The 23,606-nt window shown below is 70.1% G+C and carries 21 protein-coding genes; 3 read left to right on the forward strand and 18 right to left on the reverse strand.

What is annotated here, in order from left to right; translation table 11 throughout:
* Positions 1-145: 145 nt before the first annotated feature.
* The 3 genes from ADL25_RS20745 to ADL25_RS20755 form a co-directional block, all read right to left on the reverse strand.
* Positions 146-571: a CBS domain-containing protein gene (locus ADL25_RS20745; protein WP_059129248.1), complete on the reverse strand. Its 426-nt coding sequence runs from the start codon at positions 569-571 to the stop codon at positions 146-148.
* Positions 572-615: 44 nt separating this feature from the next.
* Positions 616-1,077, reverse strand: a complete 462-nt coding sequence (locus ADL25_RS20750) for a TIGR03668 family PPOX class F420-dependent oxidoreductase (protein ID WP_059129249.1) — start codon at positions 1,075-1,077, stop codon at positions 616-618.
* A gap of 201 nt (positions 1,078-1,278) precedes the next feature.
* Positions 1,279-1,704 carry a MarR family winged helix-turn-helix transcriptional regulator gene (locus ADL25_RS20755; RefSeq protein WP_059129250.1) on the reverse strand — a complete coding sequence of 142 codons (426 nt, stop codon included), beginning with the start codon at positions 1,702-1,704 and terminating at the stop codon, positions 1,279-1,281.
* Positions 1,705-1,769: 65 nt separating this feature from the next.
* On the opposite strand from ADL25_RS20755, the gene ADL25_RS20760 reads away from it, so the two are divergent.
* A complete protein-coding gene (locus tag ADL25_RS20760; protein ID WP_059129251.1) occupies positions 1,770-2,216 on the forward strand; it encodes a PaaI family thioesterase in 447 nt (148 codons plus the stop codon).
* A gap of 92 nt (positions 2,217-2,308) precedes the next feature.
* Here ADL25_RS20760 and ADL25_RS20765 read toward each other — a convergent pair whose 3' ends face one another.
* From ADL25_RS20765 to ADL25_RS20800, 8 genes are all read right to left on the reverse strand, one after another.
* Positions 2,309-2,704: a luciferase family protein gene (locus ADL25_RS20765; protein ID WP_059129252.1), complete on the reverse strand. Its 396-nt coding sequence runs from the start codon at positions 2,702-2,704 to the stop codon at positions 2,309-2,311.
* Between the two features lie 127 nt (positions 2,705-2,831).
* Positions 2,832-4,649, reverse strand: a complete 1,818-nt coding sequence (locus ADL25_RS20770; RefSeq protein ID WP_059129290.1) for an APC family permease — start codon at positions 4,647-4,649, stop codon at positions 2,832-2,834.
* A gap of 129 nt (positions 4,650-4,778) precedes the next feature.
* Positions 4,779-6,428, reverse strand: a complete 1,650-nt coding sequence (kdpA, locus tag ADL25_RS20775; protein WP_059129253.1) for a potassium-transporting ATPase subunit KdpA — start codon at positions 6,426-6,428, stop codon at positions 4,779-4,781.
* A gap of 1 nt (position 6,429) precedes the next feature.
* Positions 6,430-7,332, reverse strand: coding sequence for a potassium-transporting ATPase subunit C (locus tag ADL25_RS20780; protein ID WP_059129254.1), 903 nt, complete (start codon positions 7,330-7,332; stop codon positions 6,430-6,432).
* Between the two features lie 2 nt (positions 7,333-7,334).
* Positions 7,335-9,524, reverse strand: coding sequence for a potassium-transporting ATPase subunit KdpB (gene kdpB / locus ADL25_RS20785; protein WP_059129255.1), 2,190 nt, complete (start codon positions 9,522-9,524; stop codon positions 7,335-7,337).
* A complete protein-coding gene (kdpF, locus tag ADL25_RS48215; protein WP_059129256.1) occupies positions 9,524-9,613 on the reverse strand; it encodes a K(+)-transporting ATPase subunit F in 90 nt (29 codons plus the stop codon). Before kdpF (ADL25_RS48215) ends, kdpB (ADL25_RS20785) begins: the two co-directional genes overlap by 1 nt.
* A gap of 99 nt (positions 9,614-9,712) precedes the next feature.
* The gene (lysA, locus tag ADL25_RS20795) at positions 9,713-11,044 is read right to left on the reverse strand and encodes a diaminopimelate decarboxylase (protein ID WP_059129257.1); all 1,332 of its coding nucleotides are present in this window, start codon (positions 11,042-11,044) and stop codon (positions 9,713-9,715) included.
* A gap of 14 nt (positions 11,045-11,058) precedes the next feature.
* Positions 11,059-11,499 carry an SAV_915 family protein gene (locus ADL25_RS20800; RefSeq protein WP_059129258.1) on the reverse strand — a complete coding sequence of 147 codons (441 nt, stop codon included), beginning with the start codon at positions 11,497-11,499 and terminating at the stop codon, positions 11,059-11,061.
* A gap of 324 nt (positions 11,500-11,823) precedes the next feature.
* Here ADL25_RS20800 and ADL25_RS20805 point away from each other — a divergent pair, with 324 nt between their 5' ends.
* Both ADL25_RS20805 and ADL25_RS20810 read left to right on the forward strand, forming a co-directional pair.
* Entirely contained in the window at positions 11,824-12,405 is a 582-nt protein-coding gene (locus tag ADL25_RS20805) for a universal stress protein (RefSeq protein WP_059129259.1), read from the forward strand.
* Positions 12,406-12,661: 256 nt separating this feature from the next.
* Positions 12,662-13,240 (forward strand): universal stress protein, encoded by a 579-nt coding sequence (locus tag ADL25_RS20810; protein ID WP_059129260.1) that lies wholly within the window; start codon positions 12,662-12,664, stop codon positions 13,238-13,240.
* A 98-nt stretch (positions 13,241-13,338) separates the two neighbouring features.
* Here ADL25_RS20810 and ADL25_RS20815 read toward each other — a convergent pair whose 3' ends face one another.
* The 7 genes from ADL25_RS20815 to ADL25_RS20845 all read right to left on the reverse strand — a co-directional run bounded on the left by ADL25_RS20815 (position 13,339) and on the right by ADL25_RS20845 (position 23,368).
* A complete protein-coding gene (locus tag ADL25_RS20815) occupies positions 13,339-15,879 on the reverse strand; it encodes a sensor histidine kinase (RefSeq protein ID WP_059129261.1) in 2,541 nt (846 codons plus the stop codon).
* A 2-nt stretch (positions 15,880-15,881) separates the two neighbouring features.
* Positions 15,882-16,565 carry a response regulator gene (locus ADL25_RS20820; RefSeq protein ID WP_059129262.1) on the reverse strand — a complete coding sequence of 228 codons (684 nt, stop codon included), beginning with the start codon at positions 16,563-16,565 and terminating at the stop codon, positions 15,882-15,884.
* A 131-nt stretch (positions 16,566-16,696) separates the two neighbouring features.
* Positions 16,697-17,365: a potassium-transporting ATPase subunit C gene (locus tag ADL25_RS20825; RefSeq protein ID WP_059129263.1), complete on the reverse strand. Its 669-nt coding sequence runs from the start codon at positions 17,363-17,365 to the stop codon at positions 16,697-16,699.
* 5 nt (positions 17,366-17,370) lie between these two features.
* Positions 17,371-19,509, reverse strand: a complete 2,139-nt coding sequence (kdpB, locus tag ADL25_RS20830) for a potassium-transporting ATPase subunit KdpB (RefSeq protein WP_181923000.1) — start codon at positions 19,507-19,509, stop codon at positions 17,371-17,373.
* Positions 19,506-21,170, reverse strand: coding sequence for a potassium-transporting ATPase subunit KdpA (gene kdpA / locus ADL25_RS20835; RefSeq protein WP_059129265.1), 1,665 nt, complete (start codon positions 21,168-21,170; stop codon positions 19,506-19,508). Before kdpA (ADL25_RS20835) ends, kdpB (ADL25_RS20830) begins: the two co-directional genes overlap by 4 nt.
* Positions 21,171-21,178: 8 nt before the next feature.
* A complete protein-coding gene (kdpF, locus tag ADL25_RS20840; RefSeq protein ID WP_016434100.1) occupies positions 21,179-21,268 on the reverse strand; it encodes a K(+)-transporting ATPase subunit F in 90 nt (29 codons plus the stop codon).
* Between the two features lie 258 nt (positions 21,269-21,526).
* The gene (locus tag ADL25_RS20845; RefSeq protein WP_059129266.1) at positions 21,527-23,368 is read right to left on the reverse strand and encodes an APC family permease; all 1,842 of its coding nucleotides are present in this window, start codon (positions 23,366-23,368) and stop codon (positions 21,527-21,529) included.
* Positions 23,369-23,606: the final 238 nt, after the last annotated feature.

Raw genomic sequence — 23,606 nt, forward strand, 5'->3', positions numbered from 1 at the left:
GGCCGCCCCCGGTGTCCGGACCGTCGCAGTGCCCGTCGTTCGCCGCCATTGTGCCGTCTGTTGATCACGGCGTCCGCGACTTCGGCAGAACCGGTCGGAGAGCTCGGCGACACGCACCCTCGGACGCCCGGGGAGGCGACCCGGCTCAGCGGTCCGGGGAAGCCCTGCTGATGTCGGCGAGAGGCGAATCGGGCTCCTCCGTGGCGGCCAGATCGCTCAGACTGACGATGCCGACCGGGCTGCCGTCCCCCTCGACGACGGGAAGCCTGCGCACGGCGTGGCGGCGCATCAGCTCGGCCGCGTGGTCGGTGGTGTCCTCGGGCGCCAGGGTCACCACGGGAGGACGGGTGCACACCGAACCCACGCGTGTGGTGTGCGGATCGCGGTCCTCGGCGACGGTGCGGACCACGATGTCCCGGTCGGTGAGCATCCCGAACAGATCGCGGTCGTAGCTCACCAGCACACCGCCGACGTCCTGGTCGCGCATCAGATGGGCCGCCCTCGCCACGGAGGTCATCGGCTCGACGGCGATCGCGTCGAGGGACATGACATCACGAACCATCCTGCTCATGGGAACCTCCCGGAATCGTCTTGTCAGGCTGTCGTCCGGCCCCGTCACCCCTGCGCCCGGGAGCCGGACGCCGCTTCCCAGCCGCTCCAGCGGTGGACGGCGACCACGATCACCGGTCCGTCCGGCGGCCAGTCCCGGTACTGGGGGTACTTGCGCGTCAACAGCGCGAGGGCACTGCGGTACTCCTCGCGGTCCCGCTCCCCGGGGGCTTCGGGCAGCACGGTGTGGGCGTCGCCGTCGGCCCGTACCCACCACAGCCGGCCCCAGTCCTCGTCGTAGACGTCCACCAGCAGGCACACGGCCGGACGGGCGGCGATGTTGTGCAGCCGTTTCAGCCGCGGGGAGCTCTTCGGCTTCCGGTCGACGGCCGTCACGACGGCGTCGCCGTGGACGGCGAACACGACGGGTACGAGATGGGGGTGCCCCTGCGGATCGACGGTGGCCAGCCGTGCGACCGGGGACCCGGCGAATCGCCGCCGCGCCTCGCCCTCTGCCATCCGCGGCACTGTCGGCCCTCCTCCCGGGTCGATGACGTCGGCGCCGTGCCCGCTCCCGTCCGGTGTCTGTCCTGCTCCGGCACTCGCGGGTACCCGGTATCGTCCCCTTTACACCGTCTCACCCACTGCCGGGAGCAGGCACCCGGAGCAGCGGCCTGCGGGTACGGCCCGTGCCCCGCGCCGACGGCACCTGCGGACGCCCGGCCGGGCTCATGGCCGCCAGTGGGCCAGATCGTGCAGCGCCAGCGCGGTCCTGGTGAACCCGTCGGCGCCGAGCAGGGTGCGCAGTTCCGCGTTGAAACGGTCGATCTCCGGCCGGGCCGCCCGCAGCGCCCCGCTCCCCGCCTCGGTCAACTCCAGGACCACCGCCCGGTGTTCACGCGGATGCGCTCCTCTGGAGACGAGTCCCGCCGCGGTGAGCCGTCCGACGAGCCCGGTGACCGCCGACTCGCGCAACCCGAGGACCCGGGCGAGCTCCTGCTGGGTGAGGCCCGGCTGGTCGTGGACGGCGAACAGGGCGCCGAGCTGCGCGGTCGTGATCCCGGCGGCGGTCAGCAGCCGCCGGTCCACGGTGGTGCGCAGCTGGTGCGCCGCCCGCTGCAGGAGGAAGAACAGACGGTCGTCCGGCTCGGCCATGGCCCGATGTTGACAGACGCTCGCGACGGGCGCCATTCTCACTTCACTGGCGAAGTGAGGTAGAGGTGACCGACATCCTGGACTTGGAGCTGGCCCGGAAGGTGCTTCAGGCGCAGCCATTCAGTGTGTTGGTCGGCGCCCGGCTGGTGGCCTTCGGCGGCGGCGAGGCCACGCTCGAGCTGGACATCCGCGAGGAACTGCGCCAGCAGTACGGCTTCGTCCACGGCGGGGTCCTCGGCTACGCGGCCGACAATGCGCTGACCTTCGCGGCGGGGAGTGCGGCCGGCGGCGGAGTGATCACGTCGGGCTTCACCATCGACTATCTGCGCCCGGCCACGGGTGCGATCCTGCGCGCCCGCGCACAGGTCGTCCGGGCCGGCCGCACGCGTGTCGTATGCCGGTGCGATCTGTTCGCCGTGGACGAAGCGGGCGTGGAGACGCTGTGCGCGGTCGCTCAGGGCACGATCGCGGTGTCGGGGCCCGCGGACCGGACCGACACCGGGCAGGGCTGATCACAAAACGGCGTATCGGTCCCGCGGAAACGGCGGCTCGGCCGCGGCGGGACCGGACACCCATGACGGCGGGGCGAAGGCCCCTTCGCCCCTCAGCAACCGGCGCCCTGGCGGTCGCGCGGAAGCACCGTCACACGACGGAAGTTGCACGCCTCGGGCGCGCCGCCGGACGGCGGACGCGTCTGGTGCGCCTGGAGCGCCACGCTGACCAGGCTCAACAGCAGGTCCACGTCGGCGTTGCAGTCGAGGTGCACGGTCACCCATCGCGATCCGGGCACCATGCGGATGGCGGTCGACCCGGCGAGGTCGCCGGAGATGCGCTGGATGGCCCTGGTGGTGAGATGGAGGTCCGCCTCGTGGTCGGTGTGGAAGTGGACGATCTCGCTGTGCGGCGAGCGGAGCGCCCGCCCGACGCCGCAACTCGCCGGACCTGTGGAGAGGTCGGGCCAGGCGTCGAGTCTGTGGAGGGCACGCTGGGCCGGAGTCATGCCCCCATCGTCGTCCCCTTACTGCCTCGACACCAGAGGTTGAGGGTTCTGTAACCGGGACGTGAGGTTGACGGCGTCGACCGGACGGGTCACCCGGTCGGCGGCGCGGGGGTCGCAACAGCCGGGCTCACAAGGTCAACCGGTACGGCAGCATGCAGACCACGACGTCGGTACGGGCCCGCAGCACGGTGGCGAGCAGCAGGCCACGCTGGTTCTGCAGGATCTCGTAGCGGCGGTGACGGGGTTCCACCTCGGGGATCAGCACGGCGATCTGCCGTCCGTCCCGGGACATGCGCTGCACGTACTCGACGATCGGCATCACCAGGGAGCGGTGCGGACTGTCGATGACATCCAGCCGTACGCCCGGATTCCAGCGGTCCCAAGCCTCCTGAAGGGCGCGGGTCTTCTCCGGGTCCGCATGGACGGCCACCGCGACCACCTCGTCGCCGAGGGCGAGGGCGGCGCTGACGGCGTGCCGGGCGAGCTTGCTGACCTCGCCGAGCGGAACGATCACCAGACTTCCGGCCCACCTGTCCGGGGGATCCGGGATGCGGCCGAGGCCCAGTTCCTCCCCCACTTCCGTGTAGTAGCGCTCCACACGGGCGAACAGCAGCATCATCAGCGGGACCGCGATGACGACCGCCCAGGCGCCCTCCAGGAACTTCGTGGCGAGGAGGATCACCCCGGCCAGCGTGGTCAGCACGGCGCCGGTGCCGTTGATCAGGGCCCTGTGCAGCCACCGGGCGGGGCGCTGGGTCGTCCAGTGCCGCACGAGACCGATCTGGCTGAGCGTGAAGCCGATGAAGACACCGATCGCGAAGAGCGGGATCAGCCGGTGCGTGTCGGCGTCGACGGCGATGAGCAGCACGGCGGCCAGCAGGGCCAGGGCCAGCACGCCGTAGCGGTAGACCGGCCGTTCGGCCCGGAGCCCGAACAGATGGGGCAGGCGGTGGTCGCGGGCGAGCAGGCTCATCAGCACGGGCAGTCCGCCGAAACTGGTGTTCGCCGCGAGAAGCAGGACCAGAGTGACGATCAGATTGGTGGCGTAGTAGGGCCAGCCGGTGCCGTAGGCGCCTGCGGCGAGCTGGGCGAGCACGGTCACGTTCCCGCGCGGGGCGACATGGTCGCGGCGGATGAGCAGGGCGATGCCGATGAGCATGATCCCGAGCAGCGCGCCCAGCATGAGTTCGGTGCGCTGGGCCCGTTTGACCCGCGGGGTGCGGAAGGTCGGTACGGCGTTGGCGATGGCCTCCACGCCCGTCAGCGCAGAACACCCGGACGAGAAGGCCTTCAGGATGAGCAGCAGCCCCAGCGACTCATGGACCGGGAAGGACTGCTGGGTGCCGACGACGGCCACCGGATGCGAGCGGATCAGACCGAGGACGACGATGCCCAGGATGGCGACGACGAACAGCACGGTGGGCAGCATGAGCACGCGGGCGCTGTCGGTGACTCCGCGCAGATTCACCGCGGTGAGAACTGCGAGTCCGATCAGGCAGATGACGAGCTTGTCGTCGGCGAGCGCCGGGAACGCGGACGCGAAGGCGTCTGCCCCTGCCGCGAGGCTGACGGCGACGGTGAGCACGTAGTCGACGACCAGACTCGCCGCCGCGAGCAGGCTGGTGGTCCGTCCGAGGTCCTTCTTGGCGACGGCGTAGGCCCCTCCGCCATCCGGGTGTACCGCGATGACCTGGCCGTAGGACACCACGAGTGCCGCGAGCAGGAAGGTGATCGCGAGGGTGATGGGCAGGGTGGCGGTCAACGCCCCCGTCCCGGCCACGACCAGAGCCAGCACGATCGCCTCGGGTCCGTAGGCCACCGAGCTGAGCGCGTCCAGGGAGAGCGCGGCCAGACCCTCCAGGCTTGTCAGATGATGCTTCTCGCCCTCACCCGGACGCAGGGGGACTCTCGGTCTCAGCTCACGACGTGCCAGGCCATACGCCATCGGGACCTCACCACGGCCGGTCGGACGGTCCCCCACAGTCTCCTCTGCGGTGTCCTGGGGCGCGTCCCGGCGGATGCGGCCGGGCGGGCCAGTGGTGAGGAGCACTGGCCCGCCCGGGGTTCATGGAAACTAGAGGAGTCCCTCCGCCAGCGGCCCGAGCGAGAGGGCCGGCAGGAAGTTGAGCAGCGCCAGGATGAGGGCGGCGCCGGTGGCCAGGGCGATGAAGTTGACGCCACGGGCCTGGAGGGTGCCGACGGTGACCACGCCGGGCTGCTGACGGGCCAGCCGCCCGGCGAGGGCGAGCAGGAACACCATCGGCACATAGCGCCCGATCAGCATGGCCGCGCTCATCAGCAGGTTGTGGAAGTCGGTGGCGCCGTTGAAGCCTGCCATGGCACTTCCGTTGCTGTTGACGTTGGAGGTGTAGGCGTACACCAGCTCGGTCAGGCCGTGCGGTCCCGGGTTGCCCATGGACGACTGGCCCTGCCCCAGCGCGACGGCGAGGGCCGAGCAGCCCAGGATGGCCGTCGGCGCGACCAGCGCGTACAGGACGACGTAACGCATCTCCGGGAAGCCGATCCGCTTGCGCAGGTACTCGGGCGTCCGGCCGACCATCAGGCCGCCGATGAACACGGCGATCATCACCGCGATGATCAGGCCGTACAGTCCGCTGCCGGTGCCGCCAGGGGCGATCTCGCCGAGCATCATCGCCGACAGCAGCACCCCTCCGCCGAAGCTGGAGAAGCTGTCGTAGGCGGAGTTGGCCGCGCCGTCCGCCGAACCGGTGGCCGCCACGCCGAAGAGCGTGGACCCGGGAATGCCGACACGGGTCTCGGTCCCCTCGTACTGCCCGCCGACCGCCGCCGTCACGGTGCCGGAGTGGACGTTCTGCGCGAGGCTGCCGGCCGCGAGCAGCAGTCCGAAGAGGATGCCGACGACCGCGAGCAGCGTCCAGCTCTGCCGCAGCGAACCGATCATCCGGCCGTAGGTGCGGATGAAGGCGGTAGGGATCAGCAGCATCAGCACGATCTCGATGGCGTTGGTGTACGCCGACGGGTTCTCGAAGGGGTGCGCGCTGTTGGCGTTGAAGACACCGCCGCCGTCGCCGGACATCAGCTTCAGCGGCTCCCAGGAGCCGACCGGACCGCCGAGCAGGGTCTGCTGTCCGCCCGCGACCGTGGTGACGGTGTGCGCGCCGCCCAGGTTCTGGGGGACGCCCAGGGCGATCAGGATGATCCCGGAGACGATCGACAGGGGCAGGATGACCCGGAAGATCGTACGGTTCAGGTCGACCCAGAAGTTGCCCAGTTGGGCGGTGTCCCGGCGCACGAGGCCCCGGATGAGGGCGAGCGCGGCGCAGATGCCGACGGCCGCCGAGGCGAAGGCCTGGACGCCGAGGCCGGCCATCACCGCGAGGTGACCGGTGGTGGACTCGCCCGCGTAGTTCTGCCAGCTGGTGTTGGTGGTGAAGCTGACCGCGGTGTGCAGGGCGAGCCGCCAGGGCATCCCCTCGTGGCCGGTCGACCAGGGCAGCTTGCCCTGGAGGGTGAACAGGGCGAAGAGCGCCGCGATGCTCATCAGGCTGAAGGCGAGCAGGGCGAACAGGTAGTGACGCCAGTCCTGTTCACGGTCCGGGTCGACCCCGCACACCTTGTAAAGGACGCGCTCGGTGCGCCCGTGCGGGCCGCCGTCGAGGGCTTTCGCCATGTAGTCGCCGAGCGGTACGTGCAGTGCGACGACGACCGCGAGGATGAGGGTGGCCTGGAGCCAGGCGTACATGTCAGGCCCCCTTCACGGGATGCGTGCGGTCGAGCGCCGCGTTCAACTGGACGACGTTCACAGCCGGTGCGCCGAGCACTCCGAGTCCCCGGCCGCTGGTGTAGCGGTCGATCAGCTTGCGCAGGGAGTCCTCGTCCATACCGCGCTCACGGGCGACACGCGGAGCCTGGAGCTCGGCGTAGGCCGGGCTGATCTGGGGGTCGAGTCCGCTGGCGCTCGCGGTGACCGCGTCGGCCGGGACCTCGGGGTGGGCGGGCGCGTCACCGCGGACCGGGGTGACCACGGCCGTGCCGTAGTCCTCCCCCGGCGTGGCGCACGTGACCGTCACACTCTCGTAGGTGGCGACGAACGGCTGCGCGGGACAGGCCTGGTTGACGCTGACCACACGAGTGGCCCTGCCCGTGGTCCCGCCGTCGCGGAAGACACCGAGCACGGCGCCGACACCGTCGGCCGTGCAGTACGGGCGTGAGCCGTCTACGTGCTCGAGGTCGCCGACCGCCTTGCTGCGGGCGCAGACCTGGGTGAGCAGGCTCTGCTTGCCGGAGTCCGGCTCCCCCTTCACCGGCAGGACGTCGACGGTCGACTCGGGGCCGAGGTTGCCGGCAGCCGAGGCCGAGGCGTCGTATCCGGTGCCCGCGTTGGAAGGCCGGGGCTGGAAGTAGTACGGGATCGGGTTGCCCTTCTTGTCGAGGAAGGACTGCCCGATCAGCTCGCTGCCGGCCTGCTTGCCGCCGGCGCCGATCAGTGCGGAGCCCTGCGCGCTCCGGTCCAGACCCGGGATCTGGGCGATGGCGGTCATGCCCAGCGGGTAGGCGAGGCCCACGAGCAGGGTGAGCACGATGACCACCCGGATCGCCGCCACATGGTGGCCGATCCAGGCGGGCATCCTGGAGAGGAAGGTCATGGTCAGATCCCGGGGATGAACTGGACGACGGCGACGTCGATGAACTTGATGGCGAGGAAGGGCAGGATGAGCCCGCCCATTCCGTAGATCCACAGGTTGCGGGTCAGCAGGGAGTCCGCGCTGCTGGGCCGGTAGCGCACTCCGCGCAGGGCCAACGGGATCAGCACGGCGATGATCACCGCGTTGAAGATGACCGCGGACAGGATCGCCGACGTCGGTGAGTGGAGCCGCATGATGTTGATCGCGTCGAGCGCCGGGTAGACCCCGCCGAACATGGCCGGGAGGATCGCGAAGTACTTGGCGATGTCGTTGGCGATCGAGAACGCGGTCAACGCGCCCCGGGTGATGAGGAGTTGCTTGCCGATCTCCACGATGTCGATGATCTTCGTGGGGTCGGAGTCGAGGTCGACCATGTTGCCGGCCTCCTTGGCGGCCGACGTGCCCGTGTTCATCGCCACGCCGACGTCCGCCTGCGCCAGGGCCGGGGCGTCGTTGGTGCCGTCGCCGGTCATGGCGACCAGGTGGCCGCCCGCCTGCTCCTTCTTGATGAGCGCGAGCTTGTCCTCGGGCGTGGCCTCGGCGAGGAAGTCGTCGACGCCCGCCTCGTCCGCGATGGCCTTCGCGGTGACGGGGTTGTCACCGGTGACCATGACGGTGCGGATGCCCATCCGGCGCAGTTCGGCGAAGCGTTCCCTGAGGCCGGGCTTCACCACGTCCTTGAGGTGGACGACACCCAGCACCCTCGCCGGGCCGTCCGCCGACTGCTCGGCGACCGCCAGCGCGGTGCCGCCGGAGGCCGAGACCTGCTTCACGCACACGTCCAGGGCCGCGGGTACGGTGCCGCCGTTCTCCTTCACCCACGCCGCGACCGCCGACGCGGCGCCCTTGCGCAGCCGTCGCGCTCCCCCGTCCGCCCGGGAGGCGTCCCCGGCCAGGTCCACTCCGGACATCCGGGTGGTGGCGCTGAAGGGCACCCATGCGGCGTCCCCGGGCACGGTGGGCTCCAGGCCGAACTTGTCACGCACGTACGCGACGATGGAGCGGCCCTCGGGCGTCTCGTCGGCGAGACTGGACAGAGCCGCGGCGTCCGCGAGCCGACGACCCGTCACGGAGTCGACCGTGAGCAGGTCGCTCGCACGCCGGTTGCCGTAGGTGATGGTGCCGGTCTTGTCGAGCAGCAGGGTGTTGATGTCGCCTGCGGCCTCGACCGCGCGGCCCGACATGGCGAGCACGTTGCGCTGCACCAACCGGTCCATGCCCGCGATACCGATCGCCGACAGCAGACCGCCGATGGTCGTCGGAATCAGGCAGACGAGCAGCGAGACCAGGACGATGCCGGTGACACCGTCGGCGGTGAGCGCCTGACCGTCGGGCGCGGCGGCCATGAAGTCCTTGGAGAAGATCGCCATCGGCTGGAGCGTGAGGACCGCCACCAGGAAGACGAACGTCATCATGACCAGCAGCAGGTTGAGCGCGAGTTCGTTCGGCGTCTTCTGCCGGTTGGCGCCCTCGACCAGGGAGATCATCCGGTCCAGGAAGGACGCGCCCGGCTCCTGGGTGACGCGGACGACGATCCGGTCCGACAGCACGCGCGTGCCACCGGTGACGGCCGAGCGGTCACCGCCCGCCTCGCGGATCACCGGCGCGGACTCGCCGGTGATGGCCGACTCGTCGATGCTGGCGACGCCCTCGATGACGTCGCCGTCGCCGGGGACCAGTTCCCCGGCCTCGACGACCACGATGTCATCGCGCCGCAACTCCCCCGCGCTGACGCTCTCCTCGATGTACGAGCCGGCGCCGGCGCCGGGCTGCCATCCGACGAGACGACGGGCGACGGTCTGACGGCGCATCCCGCGCAGGGTGTCGGCCTGGGCCCGGCCACGGCTTTCGGCGACGGCCTCGGCGAGGTTCGCGAAGACGACCGTGAGCCACAGCCAGGCGGTGATCAGCCATCCGAACAATGACGCATGGGCGATGGCGAGGCCCGTCGTCAGGGCCGCACCGATCTCGGTGACGAACATGACCGGGTTGCGGGCCAACGTCACCGGGTTGAGCTTGAGCAACGCGGCCGGCAGGGCCAGCCACAGCTGTTGAGGGTCGAGAAGCCCGGCGCCGATGCGGCGCGAGGGGCCCGGGGCGCCTGCCGGCACGCTTTCCGCGGGTTTCTCCCTCACGGGGGCGGGGGCGGCCATCAGAAGCGCTCCGGCTTGATCAGGGCCACCACCAGGTAGGCCAGCAGGGCGATCGCGACGATCAGCCCCACGATGTTCTCGGCCGTCACAAGGACCTCACTCGTAGTTCGGACAGGGTTTGGGAGCACCTCCGGGCGAGGGCCGGGCCGTCGACTCGCCCGGAGGTGGATCGGATGGGGACGGGGCGACTACAGCCCGACGTCCCGGCTGCGGATGTCCTCCAGGGATTCGCGGCGCACCAGGAGACGGGCGTGACCGTCACGCACGGCCACCACCGGCGGCCGGCCGACCATGTTGTAACCGGAGGCCATCGACAGGTGGTACGCGCCCGCGACCGGGACGGCCAGCAGGTCCCCGGGGTGGACGTCGTCGGGGAGTTGCACGTCAGCGGCAATGACGTCGCCCGCCTCGCAGTGGCGGCCCACGACGGTCACCGGCGCCGTCGGCGCGGTGCTCTGGCGGCCGACGAGCCGCAGCGCGTAGCGCACACCGTAGAGCGCGGGCCGCGGGTTGTCGCTCATGCCGCCGTCGACCGCCACAAACGTGTGGTCGCCGGTGCGCTTGACCGACAGCACGTGGTACAGCGCGATCCCCGACGGGCCCGCGATGGCGCGCCCCGGCTCGATGATCAGACGCGGCACGGGAAGCCCGGCGGCGGCGCACGCCTCGCTCAGCTCCGCACGGACCTTACGCGCCAGCGTGGTGAGGTCCAGGGCCTGTTCACCGGGACGGTAGGCCACTCCGTGACCACCGCCCAGGTTGAGCTCGGGCAGGACCAGCCCGTGCTGCTCGTGCAGCCGGGCCATCAGCCCCACCATGCGGCGCACCGCGAGCAGATACGGCTTGACACTGGTGATCTGCGAGCCCAGGTGGCAGTGCAGACCGGTCAGTTCGAGCTGCGGCTGGTCCAGAATGCGGCCGATGGCGTGCTGCGCGTAACCATCGGCGATGGACAGACCGAACTTCTGGTCCGCCGTGCCGGTACGGATCTTCTCGTGACCGCCGGCGCTGATGCCGGGCACCACCCGGACCATCACCTTCTGGTGCCCCTCGGGTCCGACGGCGGCGGCCAGCCGCGCGATCTCCGACGGGCTGTCGATCACGATACGGCCGACACCGAGGCGCAGCGCGGTCTCCAGATCGCGCGGGGACTTGGCGTTACCGTGCAGCACGATCCGCTCCGCCGGGAATCCGGTCGTGACCGCGAGCTCCAGCTCGCCGGCCGAGCAGACATCCAGACCGAGGCCCTCCTCGGCCATCCAGTGGACCATGGCCCGGCACAGGAACGCCTTGGCCGCGTAGAGGACTTCGGCCTCCGGGAAGGCGTGCCGATAGGTGCGGCAGCGCTCGCGCACCTCGGCCTCGTCCATGACGTAGACAGGGGTCCCGAAGCGCTCGGCGACCTCGGTCAGCGGGACGCCGCCCACCGCGAGGTCTCCGCGGTGGTGCTCGGCGGTCGAGGCCGGCCAGACCGACAGCTCTTCGGAAGTGGTGACCGCGGGTTCGCGGACGGTGGTCATGATGCCTTCCCCTCTCAACCTATCCAGAGCGCCAGCGCCGAGACGAGCGCGGCGGCACCGGTCACCCGCAGCACACCGACGGCCTGCGGATCCCAGATGCTCGTGCGTGAATTCCTCACAGGGGGCTTCTCCGGCACCCGGGGCAGCTCCGCGGCCCGGGTCGGCGTGGGGGCCGGTGCGGAGAACTGGGGGTCCACCGTGACGGTGGTGACACCCAGCGGCGTGGTGAGAGCGCGCAGTGCGGGCTCGGCCAGCCGGATCCACTGCTGGTCGGAGCCGAGCGTCGCGATCAGGCGTTCCTCGGAGGTGAAGCCGACGGCCGTACGGTCGCCGAGGGGGGTGCGGAAGATGCGGGCCGCACACCCGACCGGACCCGGCCGGACCGGGACGAACAAGGGTCCGGCCGGGAACCGTTCACAAGGTTCCGGGTCTTCACCGCTCAGGATGTCTGTCATGGGATGCCTCCTGGAGGATCCGGGTGCTTCGTCAGATGGGGGTGGCCCCGACAGCGGGGAGGCGTACCGGGGCTTGCACAAGACGCTATGCCCCGCCACCCGGGAGTTCGGATGCTTCATGACGCGATGCTGACGGCGATCGGGATGACGCTGACGGGATGCTGACACGAGGGCGGAACACCCTTCGGGCAGCTCATCAAGGCGGCGCCAAGAAATCCCCCCACAGGCTGTTCGCAGGCCCGGGACCAGGGGTGTGATGGACAGGCCCGCTCAAGGGCGGCCCACGGGACACGCCCGCGGGCGCGTACGAGGAACGGTGGAGTCATGCCCGCTGCCGGCGCCGCCCCCACAGCCCCTGCTCGCGTCCTGGTGGGCGTGAGCGGTTCCCTGGGCAGTCTCACCGCCCTGCGCCGGGCCGCCGACGAGGCCCGCCGGCGGGAGGCCGAGCTGTGGCCTGTGCTGGCCTGGGAACCGCCCGCAGGCGACCTCGTATCCCGCCACGGCCCCGGCACGACCGTGATGGTCGAGACCTGGCAGAACCTGGCCCGGGAGAAGATCCTCACCGCCCTCGCCGACGTCTTCGGCAAGGCAGGACCCGGTGTGGCCATGCGTGCCCTCGTCGCACGGGGCGCCCCTGGGCTGGCACTGGTGGAGATCGCCGACCGCGACAGCGATGTACTGGTCGTCGGGGCCGGACGGCGCAGCCTCTGGCACCGCGCCTGCTCCCGCTCCGTGAGCCGTTACTGCCTGACGCATGCCACCTGCCCGGTCTTCGCGGTGCCTCCGTCGCCCCTGGAGGCCGAACTCGCCGCGGCCCACCGTCGCAACGTCCTGGGACTCGGCCTGGACACGGGCTGCCTGGACCAGGAGGTGTTCCGGGTCACGCAGGAGCGGTCCGACTCCTGAGCACCCGGCCGCCGGCGACCGCGGCGTGGGGACTCCCTCACCGCAAAGCGCAGCCGACGGGCCCGGGAGCCGACTGCCGGTGAAACCCACCGGACGAACCCCGAAGGCCGCTCCCCGACACGGCTCACTCGTGGCGGCCGGTCCGCCGACACGTCAGAGGAACGCCAAGATGCGCTGCCGAGGTGCCCGCCGATCCCGGAACGGGAGTGAGATGGGAGGGGCGGACTCCGTACCGTGTGAGGAGACGACAGGAGCCATGAAGCATTCGGCCTCCGCCCCACCACCCCGCCGCCCTCGGGTGGTTGTCGGCGTGAGCGGCTCACCGGGCAGCATCACCGCCCTGCGCAGGGCGGTCCACGAGGCGCGACGCACCGGCGCCGAGTTGTGGGCGGTGTCCGCCTGGAACGTACCTGGCGGTGACATCACGGCGCAGGACAACCCCGCCCCGCCCCTCCTGGTCGAACAGCGCGAGCAACGCGCCTTCCTGGAACTCTTCGACCTCATCGACCGGCTCTTCGGCGACGACGGCCCGGGCGTACCCGTCCATCTGGTGGTCGGCCGCGGGCCGGCCGGCCGGGTCCTGGTACAGGTCGCCGATCGCGACAGCGATGTGCTCGTCGTCGGCTCCGGACGCCGCGGCCGTCTGCGCCGAGCCCTGGGCCGCCCGGTGAGCCGCTACTGCCTCGCCCACGCCGGCTGTCCCGTCCTCGCCGTGCCGCCCTCCGAACTCGAGGCCGCACTGGCCATGGCGCGGCGCCACCGGTTCCGGCGGCAGCGACTGGACGTCGGGCGGCTGAAGGAGGACACCGCATCAGGCGCCGAGAGGGGCGCGTAGGCGGCGTGCGGGTCCGGGGCCGGCCGCCCGTTGCACGGAAGGCCGGCCGGAGGAGCGCATGCGCGGCCCCACGCCGTGGACGAAGCCGCCCCACGGTCCTATGTCATGGCGATCGTGGAAGGCACGGGCCGCACCACCCGCTCCTCCGCCACCCGCAGGGTGACCACCATGGTCAGGCCGCCGCCCGGGGTGTCCTCTGCGTTGAGCGTGCCACCGACCGCCTCCGTGAAGCCGCGCGCCACGGCGAGACCGAGGCCCACGCCGGTGCCCCGCGGGGCATCGCCGTAGCGCTGGAACGGCTCGAAGATGCGCCCCTTGCCTTCGTCCGGCACCCCCGGCCCGCGATCCACGACACGCAGCTCGACGCGGTTGCCCAGGGCACTCGCCGACACCAGTACGGGCTGGTCCTGGGGGCTGTACTTGACCGCGTTCTCCACGAGGTTGGCGACAACGCGCTCCAGCAGGCCCTTGTCCACCAGAACCATCGGCAGCGTCTCCGGAATGTCGAGCTCGACGCTGTCCTCCGGCACCCCGCCCAGCGCCATGGGCACCACCTCGTCGAGGTCGATCTCCCGGATGATCGGCGTGACCGTGCCGGTCTGCAGGCGCGACATGTCCAGGAGGTTGCCGACCACATGGTCCAGACGGTCCGCACCCTCCTCGATCGCCTCGAGCAGCTCCGCCCGATCCTGATCCGACCACTCGACGTCGTCCGAACGCAGCGAGGAGACCGACGCCTTGATGCCCGCCAGCGGAGTACGCAGGTCATGGCTGACGGCGGCCAGCAGCGCGGTACGGATACGGTTGCCCTCGGCAAGCGTCCGGGCCCGCTCGGCCTCCTCCTGCAGTCGTCGCCGGTCCAGCACGACCACGGCCTGCGCGGCGAAGGCGGCCAGCACACGGCGGTCCTCCGCGGGCAGCACACGACCCGTCAGAGCGAGGGCCATATGGTCCCCGACCGGCATGTCGACATCCGCGTCCTCCGGGCACTCCGAAGGCCGCGGCCCCACGCTTCCCGCACAGGTCCACGGCGCCACGTCGCTCTCCCGCTCCAGCAGCGCCACCGACTCCATGCCGAAGGTCTCGCGCACCCGCTCCAGCAGGGCCTCCAGACTGGTCTCGCCGCGCAGGACGCTGCCCGCGAGGAACGAGAGGATCTCCGACTCGGCGCGCAGGCGGGCCGCTTGATGGGTACGCCGGGCCGCCAGGTCCACCACCGAGGCCACCGACACCGCGACTCCGACGAAGATCACGATCGCGACGATGTTCTTGGGATCGGCGATGGTCAGCGTGTGCACCGGAGGGGTGAAGAACCAGTTCAGCAGCAGCGACCCCACCACCGCCGAGGCGAGCGAGGGCACAAGCCCGCCGAGCAGGGCCGCCGCCACCGTCAGCGCCAGGAACAGCAACATGTCGTTGGCGAGGCCGACTTCGGGCGAGAGGCTGGTGAGGAAGAACGTGAGCAGCGCGGGGCCGAGCACACCGACGAGCCAGCCCCAGATGATCCGGACGCGCCCCAGCCGCGCTGTACGTGGCACCGGCAGCCCGCGCCCCTTGCCCGCCTCGGCATGGGTGATCAGGTGGACATCGAGGTCGGGCCCCGACTCCCGGGCGACCGTCGCACCGACGCCGGGCCCGAAGACGTACTGCCATGGCTTGCGACGGGACACGCCCAGCACGATCTGCGTGGCGTTGACGCCGCGCGCGAAGTCCAGCAGCGACGCCGGGATGTCGTCCCCGACGACATGGTGGAAGGTGCCGCCCAGGTCCTCGACCAGGGTGCGCTGGACGGCGAGTTCCTTGGGCGAGCCGGAAGTCAGGCCGTCGCTGCGGGAGATGTAGACGGCCAGCACCTCACCGCCGGCGCCCTTCTCCGCGAGCCGCGCGGCCCGGCGGATCAGCGTGCGCCCCTCGGGGCCACCGGTCAGACCGACCACGATCCGCTCACGCGAACCCCAGATCTTCGACACCCGGTGCTCGCTGCGGTACTCGTTCAGGTACTCGTCGACCCGGTCCGCCACCCACAGCAGGGCCAACTCCCGCAGAGCAGTCAGGTTTCCGGGCCGAAAGTAGTTGGACAGCGCCGCATCGACCTTGTCCGACTTGTAGATGTTGCCGTGCGCCATCCGTCTGCGCAGCGCCTGGGGCGACATGTCGACCAGCTCTATCTGGTCGGCGCGGCGCACCACCTCGTCCGGAACCGTCTCCTGCTGCCGGATCCCGGTGATGGACTCGACGACGTCGCCGAGGGACTCCAGATGCTGGATGTTGACCGTCGAGACGACGTCGATACCGGCGGCCAGCAGCTCCTCGACGTCCTGCCAGCGCTTGGCGTTGCGGGAACCGGGGATGTTCGTGTGTGGCAGCTCGTCGACGAGTGCCACCTGGGGCCGGCGCGCCAGGACGGCGTCGATGTCCATCTCGGTGAAAGTGCTGCCCCGGTAGTCCAGTTCCTTGCGCGGTATCTCCTCGAGTCCGCGCAGCATCACCTCGGTACGCGGCCGGTTGTGGTGCTCGACGAACGCGACCACGACGTCCGTGCCACGCTCGACACGGCGGTGCGCCTCGGACAGCATCGCGTATGTCTTGCCGACACCCGGTGCCGCACCGAGGTAGATCCGAAGCTTGCCGCGTGTCATGTTCATCCTTCGAAGCGGTAACCCATGCCGGGTTCGGTGATCAGGTAGCGGGGGTGTGAGGGGTCCGCCTCCAGTTTGCGGCGCAACTGGGCCATGTACACCCGCAGGTAGTTCGTCTTGTTGCTCTGGGACACCCCCCACACTTCCTGGAGAAGGTACTTCTGCGTCACGAGCCGGCCGGGGTTGGTGACCAGGATCTCCAGCAGGTGCCACTCGGTCGGCGTCAGACGCACGTCCCGGCCGTGTCTGATGACTTTCTTGGCAAGGAGGTCGATGCTGAACTCCCCCGTCTCCACCCGCGTCGTCTCGGGCGCCAGCGGCACGTCCTCGGTGCGGCGGACCGCTGCCCGCAGCCGGGCCATGAGCTCGTCCATGCTGAAGGGCTTGGTGATGTAGTCGTCGGCGCCGGCATCGAGCGCGGCGACCTTCTCGTCGGAAGCCTGACGGGCCGACAGCACCATGACCGGCACGCGGGTCCAGCCCCGCAGGGCCTTCAGGACGTCCACGCCGTCCATGTCGGGCAGGCCGAGATCCAGTATCACCACGTCCGGCTGGCGTGAGGCCGCCAGGCGCAGGGCCGTGGCACCGTCGGGTGCCGCGTCCACTCCGTACCGGCGCGCCTGCAGGTTGATCACGAGGGCCCTTACGAGTTGGGGGTCGTCCTCCACCACCAGCACCCTGGTCATGGGTGTGCGCCTTTCGTGTCGTGCGTGGGCCGTGCGCGCCGCAGGCGGCGCAACCGGCCTCATGGCGACGGGAGTCGGCGGGTCCGGATTGCCTCCCGGACCGCCGACTCCCGCTCGAACCGCGTGGTGCCTCAGCCCTTGGTCACGAGTCCCTTGAGCGCGATGTTGAGCTCGAGAACGTTGACGCGGGGCTCACCGATGAAGCCGAGGGTGCGGCTCGTGGTGTGGTCCTTGACGAGCTTTTCCACCTGGGCGACGGACAGGCCGTTCTTGTCGGCGACCCGGTGGACCTGGATGTCCGCGTACTGCGGGGAGATGTCCGGGTCCAGTCCGGAGCCGGACGACGTCACCGCGTCGGCGGGGACGTCGGACGGCTTGACGGTGTAGCCGGCGACCGAGTTGTCCTTGACGACCGCGGCCTTGGCGTCCTTGACCCACTTGATCAGGTCGGCGTTGTCACCGGAACGGTTGGTGGCGCCGGACAGGATCAGCTTGTACTGGGTGTTGACGCTGTTGGAGCCGAGGCCGTTCTGGGGACGGCCCTGGAACCACTTCAGGTCGGGGTCGGGGGTCTCCTGGCCCTTCTTCAGCGGCAGGTTGTAGGCCTGGCCGATCAGGGAGGAGCCGACGACCTTGCCGTCCGCCTTGATCTCGGAGCCGTTCGCCTTGTTGTTGAACAGGCCCTGGGTGATGCCGGTGACGACCAGCGGGTAGATGACACCGGTCACCAGGGTCAGCACGAGGAGGGCCCGCAGGCCCGCCCCGAGCAACCGGGCGGTGGTCGAAACGGAGTTGTTCATGGCGATCAGCCGATCCCGGGGATGAGGGAGATGATCATGTCAATGATCTTGATACCGATGAAGGGGGCGATGAGGCCGCCGAGGCCGTAGATCCCGAGGTTGCGGCGGAGCAGCTTGTCCGCGCTCACCGGCCGGTACTGCACGCCCCTCAGGGACAGCGGCACCAGCGCGACGATGATGAGCGCGTTGAAGATGACCGCGGACAGGATCGCGGAGTCCGGCGAGGCCAGGTGCATGATGTTCAGCTTGTCCAGGCCGGGGTAGACGGCCGCGAACAGCGCCGGGATGATCGCGAAGTACTTCGCGACGTCGTTGGCGATGGAGAACGTCGTCAGTGCACCACGGGTGATCAGCAACTGCTTGCCGATCTCCACGATCTCGATGAGCTTGGTCGGGTTGGAGTCGAGGTCGACCATGTTGCCGGCCTCCTTGGCGGCCGACGTACCCGTGTTCATCGCCACGCCGACGTCCGCCTGCGCCAGGGCCGGGGCGTCGTTGGTGCCGTCACCGGTCATCGCGACGAGCTTGCCGCCCGCCTGCTCCCGCTTGATCAGCGCCATCTTGTCCTCGGGAGTGGCCTCCGCGAGGAAGTCGTCGACACCCGCCTCCTGGGCGATCGCCTTGGCCGTCAGCGGGTTGTCACCCGTGATCATGACGGTCTTGATGCCCATGCGGCGCAGCTCGTCGAACCGCTCGCGCATGCCCTCCTTGACGACGTCCTTGAGGTGGATGACACCCAGGACACGGGCACTCTGCTCGTCCTTGACGGCGACCAGCAGCGGGGTGCCGCCCGCCTCGGAGATGCGGTTGGCGATCGCGTCGGCGTCCTCGGCGACCGTGCCGCCCTGCTCCTGCACCCAGGCGATGACTGAACCGGACGCGCCCTTGCGGATCTTCCTGCCGTCGACGTCCACACCCGACATACGGGTCTGGGCCGTGAAGGCGATCCACTCGGCATGCGACAGCTCGCCCTGGTGGCGCTCGCGCAGCCCGTACTTCTCCTTCGCCAGGACGACGATGGAGCGGCCCTCGGGGGTCTCGTCGGCCAGCGAGGACAGCTGGGCGGCATCCGCGACCTCGGCCTCGGTGGTGCCCTTGACGGGCAGGAACTCGGAGGCCTGGCGGTTGCCGAGCGTGATGGTGCCGGTCTTGTCGAGCAGCAGCGTGGAGACGTCACCGGCGGCCTCGACCGCACGGCCCGACATCGCGAGGACGTTGCGCTGGACCAGGCGGTCCATACCCGCGATACCGATCGCCGACAGCAGCGCGCCGATGGTGGTCGGGATCAGACAGACCAGCAGGGCCACCAGCACGACCATGGTCAGGTGCGTGCCCGCGTACTCGGCGAGCGGCGGCAGCGTGGCGCACGCCAGCAGGAAGACGATCGTCAGCGACGCGAGGAGGATGTTCAGCGCGATCTCGTTCGGCGTCTTCTGCCGGGCCGCGCCCTCCACGAGGCTGATCATCCGGTCGATGAAGGTCTCGCCGGGCTTCGTCGTGATCTTGATGACGATGCGGTCGGACAGCACCTTCGTACCGCCGGTCACCGCAGAGCGGTCACCGCCGGACTCACGGATGACGGGCGCCGACTCACCGGTGATCGCCGATTCGTCGACGGACGCGACACCCTCGATGACGTCGCCGTCACCGGGGATGATGTCGCCGGCCTCGCAGACGACCAGGTCGCCGATCTTCAGGTCGGTACCCGGAACGCGCTCCTCGGACTTGCCGTCCTGCAGCAGTCGGCGCGCCACCGTGTCGGTCTTGGCCTTGCGCAGGGTGTCGGCCTGCGCCTTACCGCGGCCCTCGGCGACGGCCTCCGCCAGGTTGGCGAAGATGACGGTCAGCCACAGCCAGGCGCTGATCGCCCAGCCGAACCAGTCGCTCGGGTCCTTGAAGGAGAACACCGTGGTCAGGATGGAGCCGACCCACACCACGAACATCACGGGGGACTTGATCATCACCCGCGGGTCGAGCTTGCGGCAGGCGTCCGGCAGTGACTTGATCAGCTGCTTCGGGTCGAAGAGGCCCGCGCCGACACGGCCCTCTGCGGTCTTGTGCCCGGAGGGTACGTCGCTGTGCGGCGCCCGGGTCGGAGTGGCTGTGGACACTGTGTCCTCTTGCTTCTCTATGCGAGTGGTCATGACGCCAGCCCCTCGGCCAGCGGGCCAAGTGCCAGGGCCGGGAAGTACGTCAGACCGGTGATGATGAGGATCGCGCCCACCAGCAGACCGGTGAACAGCGGCTTCTCGGTGCGCAGGGTGCCCGCGGTGACCGGGACCGGCTTCTGCTCGGCGAGCGAGCCCGCCAGCGCCAGGACGAACACCATCGGCAGGAAGCGACCGAACAGCATCGCGAGGCCCAGGGTGGTGTTGAACCACTGGGTGTCCGCGTTCAGGCCGGCGAAGGCCGAGCCGTTGTTGTTGGCGGCGGACGTGTAGGCGTAGAGGATCTCGGAGAATCCGTGCGCCCCGCTGTTGGTCATCGAGTTGCCGGGCGTGGGCAGGGCCATCGCGAACGCGGTGAACACCAGGACCAGCGCCGGGGTGATCAGGATGTATATGGCCGCGAGCTTGATCTCGCGCGAGCCGATCTTCTTGCCCAGGTACTCGGGCGTACGGCCGACCATCAGACCGGCGATGAACACCGCGATGATCGCGAGAATCAGGATGCCGTACAGACCGGAGCCCGTACCACCGGGGGCGATCTCGCCCAGCATCATGCTGAGCATGGTGATGCCGCCGCCGAGGCCGGTGAACGAGGAGTGGAAGGAGTCCACCGCACCGGTCGAGGTGAGGGTGGTCGCCACGGCGAAGATCGACGAACCACCGACGCCGAAGCGCACCTCCTTGCCCTCCATGGCGCCGCCGGCGATCTGGAAGGCCGGGCCGTGGTGGGCGAACTCGGTCCACATCATCAGGGCCGTGAAGCCGAGCCAGATGGTGCCCATGGTCGCGAGGATCGCGTAGCCCTGCTTGACCGAGCCGACCATGACGCCGAAGGTGCGGGTCAGGGCGAGCGGGATCAGCAGGAGCAGGAAGATCTCGAGCAGGTTCGAGAACGGAGTCGGGTTCTCGAAGGGGTGGGCGCTGTTGGCGTTGAAGTAGCCGCCGCCGTTGGTGCCCAGCTCCTTGATGGCCTCCTGCGAGGCGACCGCTCCGCCGTTCCACTGCTGCGATCCGCCCATGAACTGGCCGACCTCGTGGATGCCGGAGAAGTTCTGGATGGCGCCCAGGGCGACCAGGACGATCGCGGCGACCGCGGCGAGCGGCACCAGGATGCGGATCGTGCCGCGCACCAGGTCGGCCCAGAAGTTGCCGAGGTCACCGGTGCGCGAGCGCGCGAAGCCGCGCACCAGCGCCACGGCGACGGCGATGCCGACGGCCGCGGAGACGAAGTTCTGGACGGCAAGACCGGCGGTCTGCACGACGTGGCCCATGGCCTGCTCGCCGTAGTACGACTGCCAGTTGGTGTTGGTCACGAAGGACACGGCGGTGTTGAACGCCTGGTCCGGGTCGATGGCCTGGAAGCCGAGCGAGCCGGGCAGAACGCCCTGGAGCCGCTGCAGCAGGTAGAGGAAGAGGATGCCGGCCGCGGAGAAGGCGAGCACACCGCGCAGGTACGCGGGCCAGCGCATCTCCGTGTCGGGGTTGGCACCGATGCCCTTGTAGATCCACTTCTCGACACGCCAGTGCTTGTCGGAGGTGTAGACCTTGGCCATGTAGTTGCCGAGGGGGACGTAGCAGAGCGCCAGAGCGGCGATCAGGGCGAGCAGTTGGAGCACGCCTGCAAGTACGGGACCCATGTCGTGTCTCAGAACCTCTCCGGGAAGATCAGGGCGAGGACGAGATAGCCCAGCAGGGCGACGGCCACGACCAGGCCGACGATGTTTTCGGCGGTCACAGCTTCGTCACCCCCTTGGCGACGAAGATCACCAGCGCGAAGCACGCGATCGTGGTGACGACGAAGGCCAGATCGGCCATCGTGAGCTCCTGGAATGAGGTTCGGATTGGAACAAGGACGGTTAAGAGAAACAGCCTTCCTGTCCGGATTCGACGCTCGTTGACGGCTCCCTTACGGCACGCTGCGCCCCTTTGACGGGACTCTTACGGCCCCCGGGAGGACCTGCGGGGAGGCATGGCCGTCTGGCCCGGATATTCGTCAGAACAGCCGGAAGCGCAGTCTGCAGATCACCGCATCGGTCTCCCGCCGCACCGCGCGCGCCACGACGGCTCCCCGCTGGTTCTGCAGCAGGCGCTGCCAGAGCCGCTCGGGTTCCGTCTCCGGGATCAGGACGGTGACGCGTGTGGCCGGCTCGTTGACGCTGACGTTACGGACGTAGGCGGCGATGGGGCGGCCGAGGGAGCGCCGCTCCTCGGGGAGGCGGACCAACGGCACACCGGGGTCCCATTCGGCCCACGCACGCTCCAGGGCGTACGTCTGGGCGCGGTCCTCGGGGTCGGCGTGACACACGGTGACGGCACGGACCTCGTCGCCGAGGGAGGCGGCGGCCGTCAGCGCCTCGGAGGTCAGCCGGGACAGCGAGGAGACGGGGACGATCACGACCGAGCGGTTGCGGTGCGGGGGCTCGGGGATCAGGCCCAGGCGCAGGCGCGCGCCGATCCGGCCGTAGGCACGGTGCACCGTCGCGAAGGCCAGCACCAGCAGCGGTAGTGCGATCACTATCAGCCAGGCGCCGTTCGCGAACTTGCTCGCCGTGACGACGACGGTCGACGCCCCGGTGAGGACGGCTCCCAAGCCGTTGAGCAGCGCCCTGCCGCGCCAGCCGGGGCCCCGTTCCTCGTGCCAGTGCCGGACCATGCCGATCTGGGCGATGGTGAAGCCGACGAAAACACCGATGGCGAAGAGCGGCACGAGGGTGTTGGTATCGCCGCCGGAGAACACCAGCAGCGCGGCCGAGGCCAGGGCCAGGGCCAGCACGCCGTGCCGGTGGACCTGCCGGTCGGCCTTCAGGGTGAAGACGTGTGGCATGTAGTTGTCGCGGGCCAGCAGCTTCAACAGCACCGGGAGGCCGCCGAAGGAGGTGTTCGCGGACAGCGCCAGCAGGATCATCGTGGCGAACTGGATGACGTAGAACGCCCAGTTGTGGCCGAGGGAGGCGTCCGCGAGCTGGGCGAGGACGGTGACGCCCTCGACCGGCTGGAGGTGGAAGCGGGAGATCAGCACCGACAGGCCGACGAGCATCACGCCGAGCACAGCGCCGAGGGCGACCTCGGCGCGCTGGGCGCGCTTGACGCGGGGGACCCGGAAGGAGGGGACGGCGTTGGCGATGGCCTCGACGCCGGTCAGCGCGGCACAGCCCGACGCGAAGGCCTTCAGCAGGAGCAGTGCGCCCACGGTGGAGGCGTTGCCGGCGAGAACCGAGGCATGACCGGCCGCGGTGACCGTGGTCACCGGGTGGGAGCGGAAGAGGCCCACCAGGATCAGCACGAAGATCGATCCGACGAACACCGCGGTCGGCACGACGAACGCCTTCGCCGACTCCACGATGCCGCGCAGGTTCACCGCCGTGATCAGCGCGAGCACCGCGAGGCACAGCCACAGGCGGTCTCCGTACAGGGCCGGGAAGGCCGACGTCAGAGCGGCCACACCGGCGGTGACGGCGACGGCGACGTTCAGTACGTAGTCCAGCACGAGTGAGGCGGCCGCCACGAGACTCGTGCGCGCACCCAGATGCCGCTTGGCGACGGCGTACGAACCGCCGCCGTCCGGGAAGGCCGCGATCACCTGCCGGTAGGAGGCGACGAGCACCGCGAGCAGCCCCGCGATCGCCAACGTGACGGGGAGCGTGAACCCCAGGCCGTGCGCCCCGGCGGCGGCCAGCACGAGGACGATCGCCTCGGGGCCGTACGCCACCGACGCCATCGCGTCCAGGGACAGCGCGGCCAGACCCGTGACGGCCGTGAGCCGGTGCCGCTCGCCGGTATCGGGCGGCTCCTCGCCGGCGGGGACGGCACCCGGTTCGGCGGTGAGAAGGGGCATGGGCGGGTACTCCCTCGCGCTGGATGAACGTCCGCGCGCGCAGGGACCGCGCGGTGCACCCATGGTCGTGTGCGGGGCCCGTCGTGACCGACCGCTCCTTGCGCGTTCTTCGCGCCGAACCGGCCGACCTTGACAGCGCCTTGACGCCCATGTGACGTGAGTAACCGGCACACCTCGCTGCGACGGCGTCAAGAACGGCCGATGCCTCGTCAGAGTCGCATCAAGGTGCGTTGCCCGG

Source organism: Streptomyces sp. NRRL F-5122, assembly GCF_001507435.1.
In the GTDB taxonomy this organism is placed as follows: domain Bacteria; phylum Actinomycetota; class Actinomycetes; order Streptomycetales; family Streptomycetaceae; genus Streptomyces; species Streptomyces lannensis.

Coding starts and splice junctions, on each gene's coding strand:
- ADL25_RS20745 (WP_059129248.1), bottom strand. CDS start 571: ATGAGCAGGATGGTTCGTGATGTCATGTCCCTCGACGCGATCGCCGTC.
- ADL25_RS20755 (WP_059129250.1), bottom strand. CDS start 1,704: ATGGCCGAGCCGGACGACCGTCTGTTCTTCCTCCTGCAGCGGGCGGCG.
- ADL25_RS20765 (WP_059129252.1), bottom strand. CDS start 2,704: ATGACTCCGGCCCAGCGTGCCCTCCACAGACTCGACGCCTGGCCCGAC.
- ADL25_RS20770 (WP_059129290.1), bottom strand. CDS start 4,649: ATGGCGTATGGCCTGGCACGTCGTGAGCTGAGACCGAGAGTCCCCCTG.
- kdpA (WP_059129253.1), bottom strand. CDS start 6,428: ATGTACGCCTGGCTCCAGGCCACCCTCATCCTCGCGGTCGTCGTCGCA.
- ADL25_RS20780 (WP_059129254.1), bottom strand. CDS start 7,332: ATGACCTTCCTCTCCAGGATGCCCGCCTGGATCGGCCACCATGTGGCG.
- kdpB (WP_059129255.1), bottom strand. CDS start 9,524: ATGGCCGCCCCCGCCCCCGTGAGGGAGAAACCCGCGGAAAGCGTGCCG.
- lysA (WP_059129257.1), bottom strand. CDS start 11,044: ATGACCACCGTCCGCGAACCCGCGGTCACCACTTCCGAAGAGCTGTCG.
- ADL25_RS20800 (WP_059129258.1), bottom strand. CDS start 11,499: ATGACAGACATCCTGAGCGGTGAAGACCCGGAACCTTGTGAACGGTTC.
- ADL25_RS20805 (WP_059129259.1), top strand. CDS start 11,824: ATGCCCGCTGCCGGCGCCGCCCCCACAGCCCCTGCTCGCGTCCTGGTG.
- ADL25_RS20810 (WP_059129260.1), top strand. CDS start 12,662: ATGAAGCATTCGGCCTCCGCCCCACCACCCCGCCGCCCTCGGGTGGTT.
- ADL25_RS20815 (WP_059129261.1), bottom strand. CDS start 15,879: ATGACACGCGGCAAGCTTCGGATCTACCTCGGTGCGGCACCGGGTGTC.
- ADL25_RS20820 (WP_059129262.1), bottom strand. CDS start 16,565: ATGACCAGGGTGCTGGTGGTGGAGGACGACCCCCAACTCGTAAGGGCC.
- ADL25_RS20825 (WP_059129263.1), bottom strand. CDS start 17,365: ATGAACAACTCCGTTTCGACCACCGCCCGGTTGCTCGGGGCGGGCCTG.
- kdpB (WP_181923000.1), bottom strand. CDS start 19,509: ATGACCACTCGCATAGAGAAGCAAGAGGACACAGTGTCCACAGCCACT.
- kdpA (WP_059129265.1), bottom strand. CDS start 21,170: ATGGGTCCCGTACTTGCAGGCGTGCTCCAACTGCTCGCCCTGATCGCC.
- ADL25_RS20845 (WP_059129266.1), bottom strand. CDS start 23,368: ATGCCCCTTCTCACCGCCGAACCGGGTGCCGTCCCCGCCGGCGAGGAG.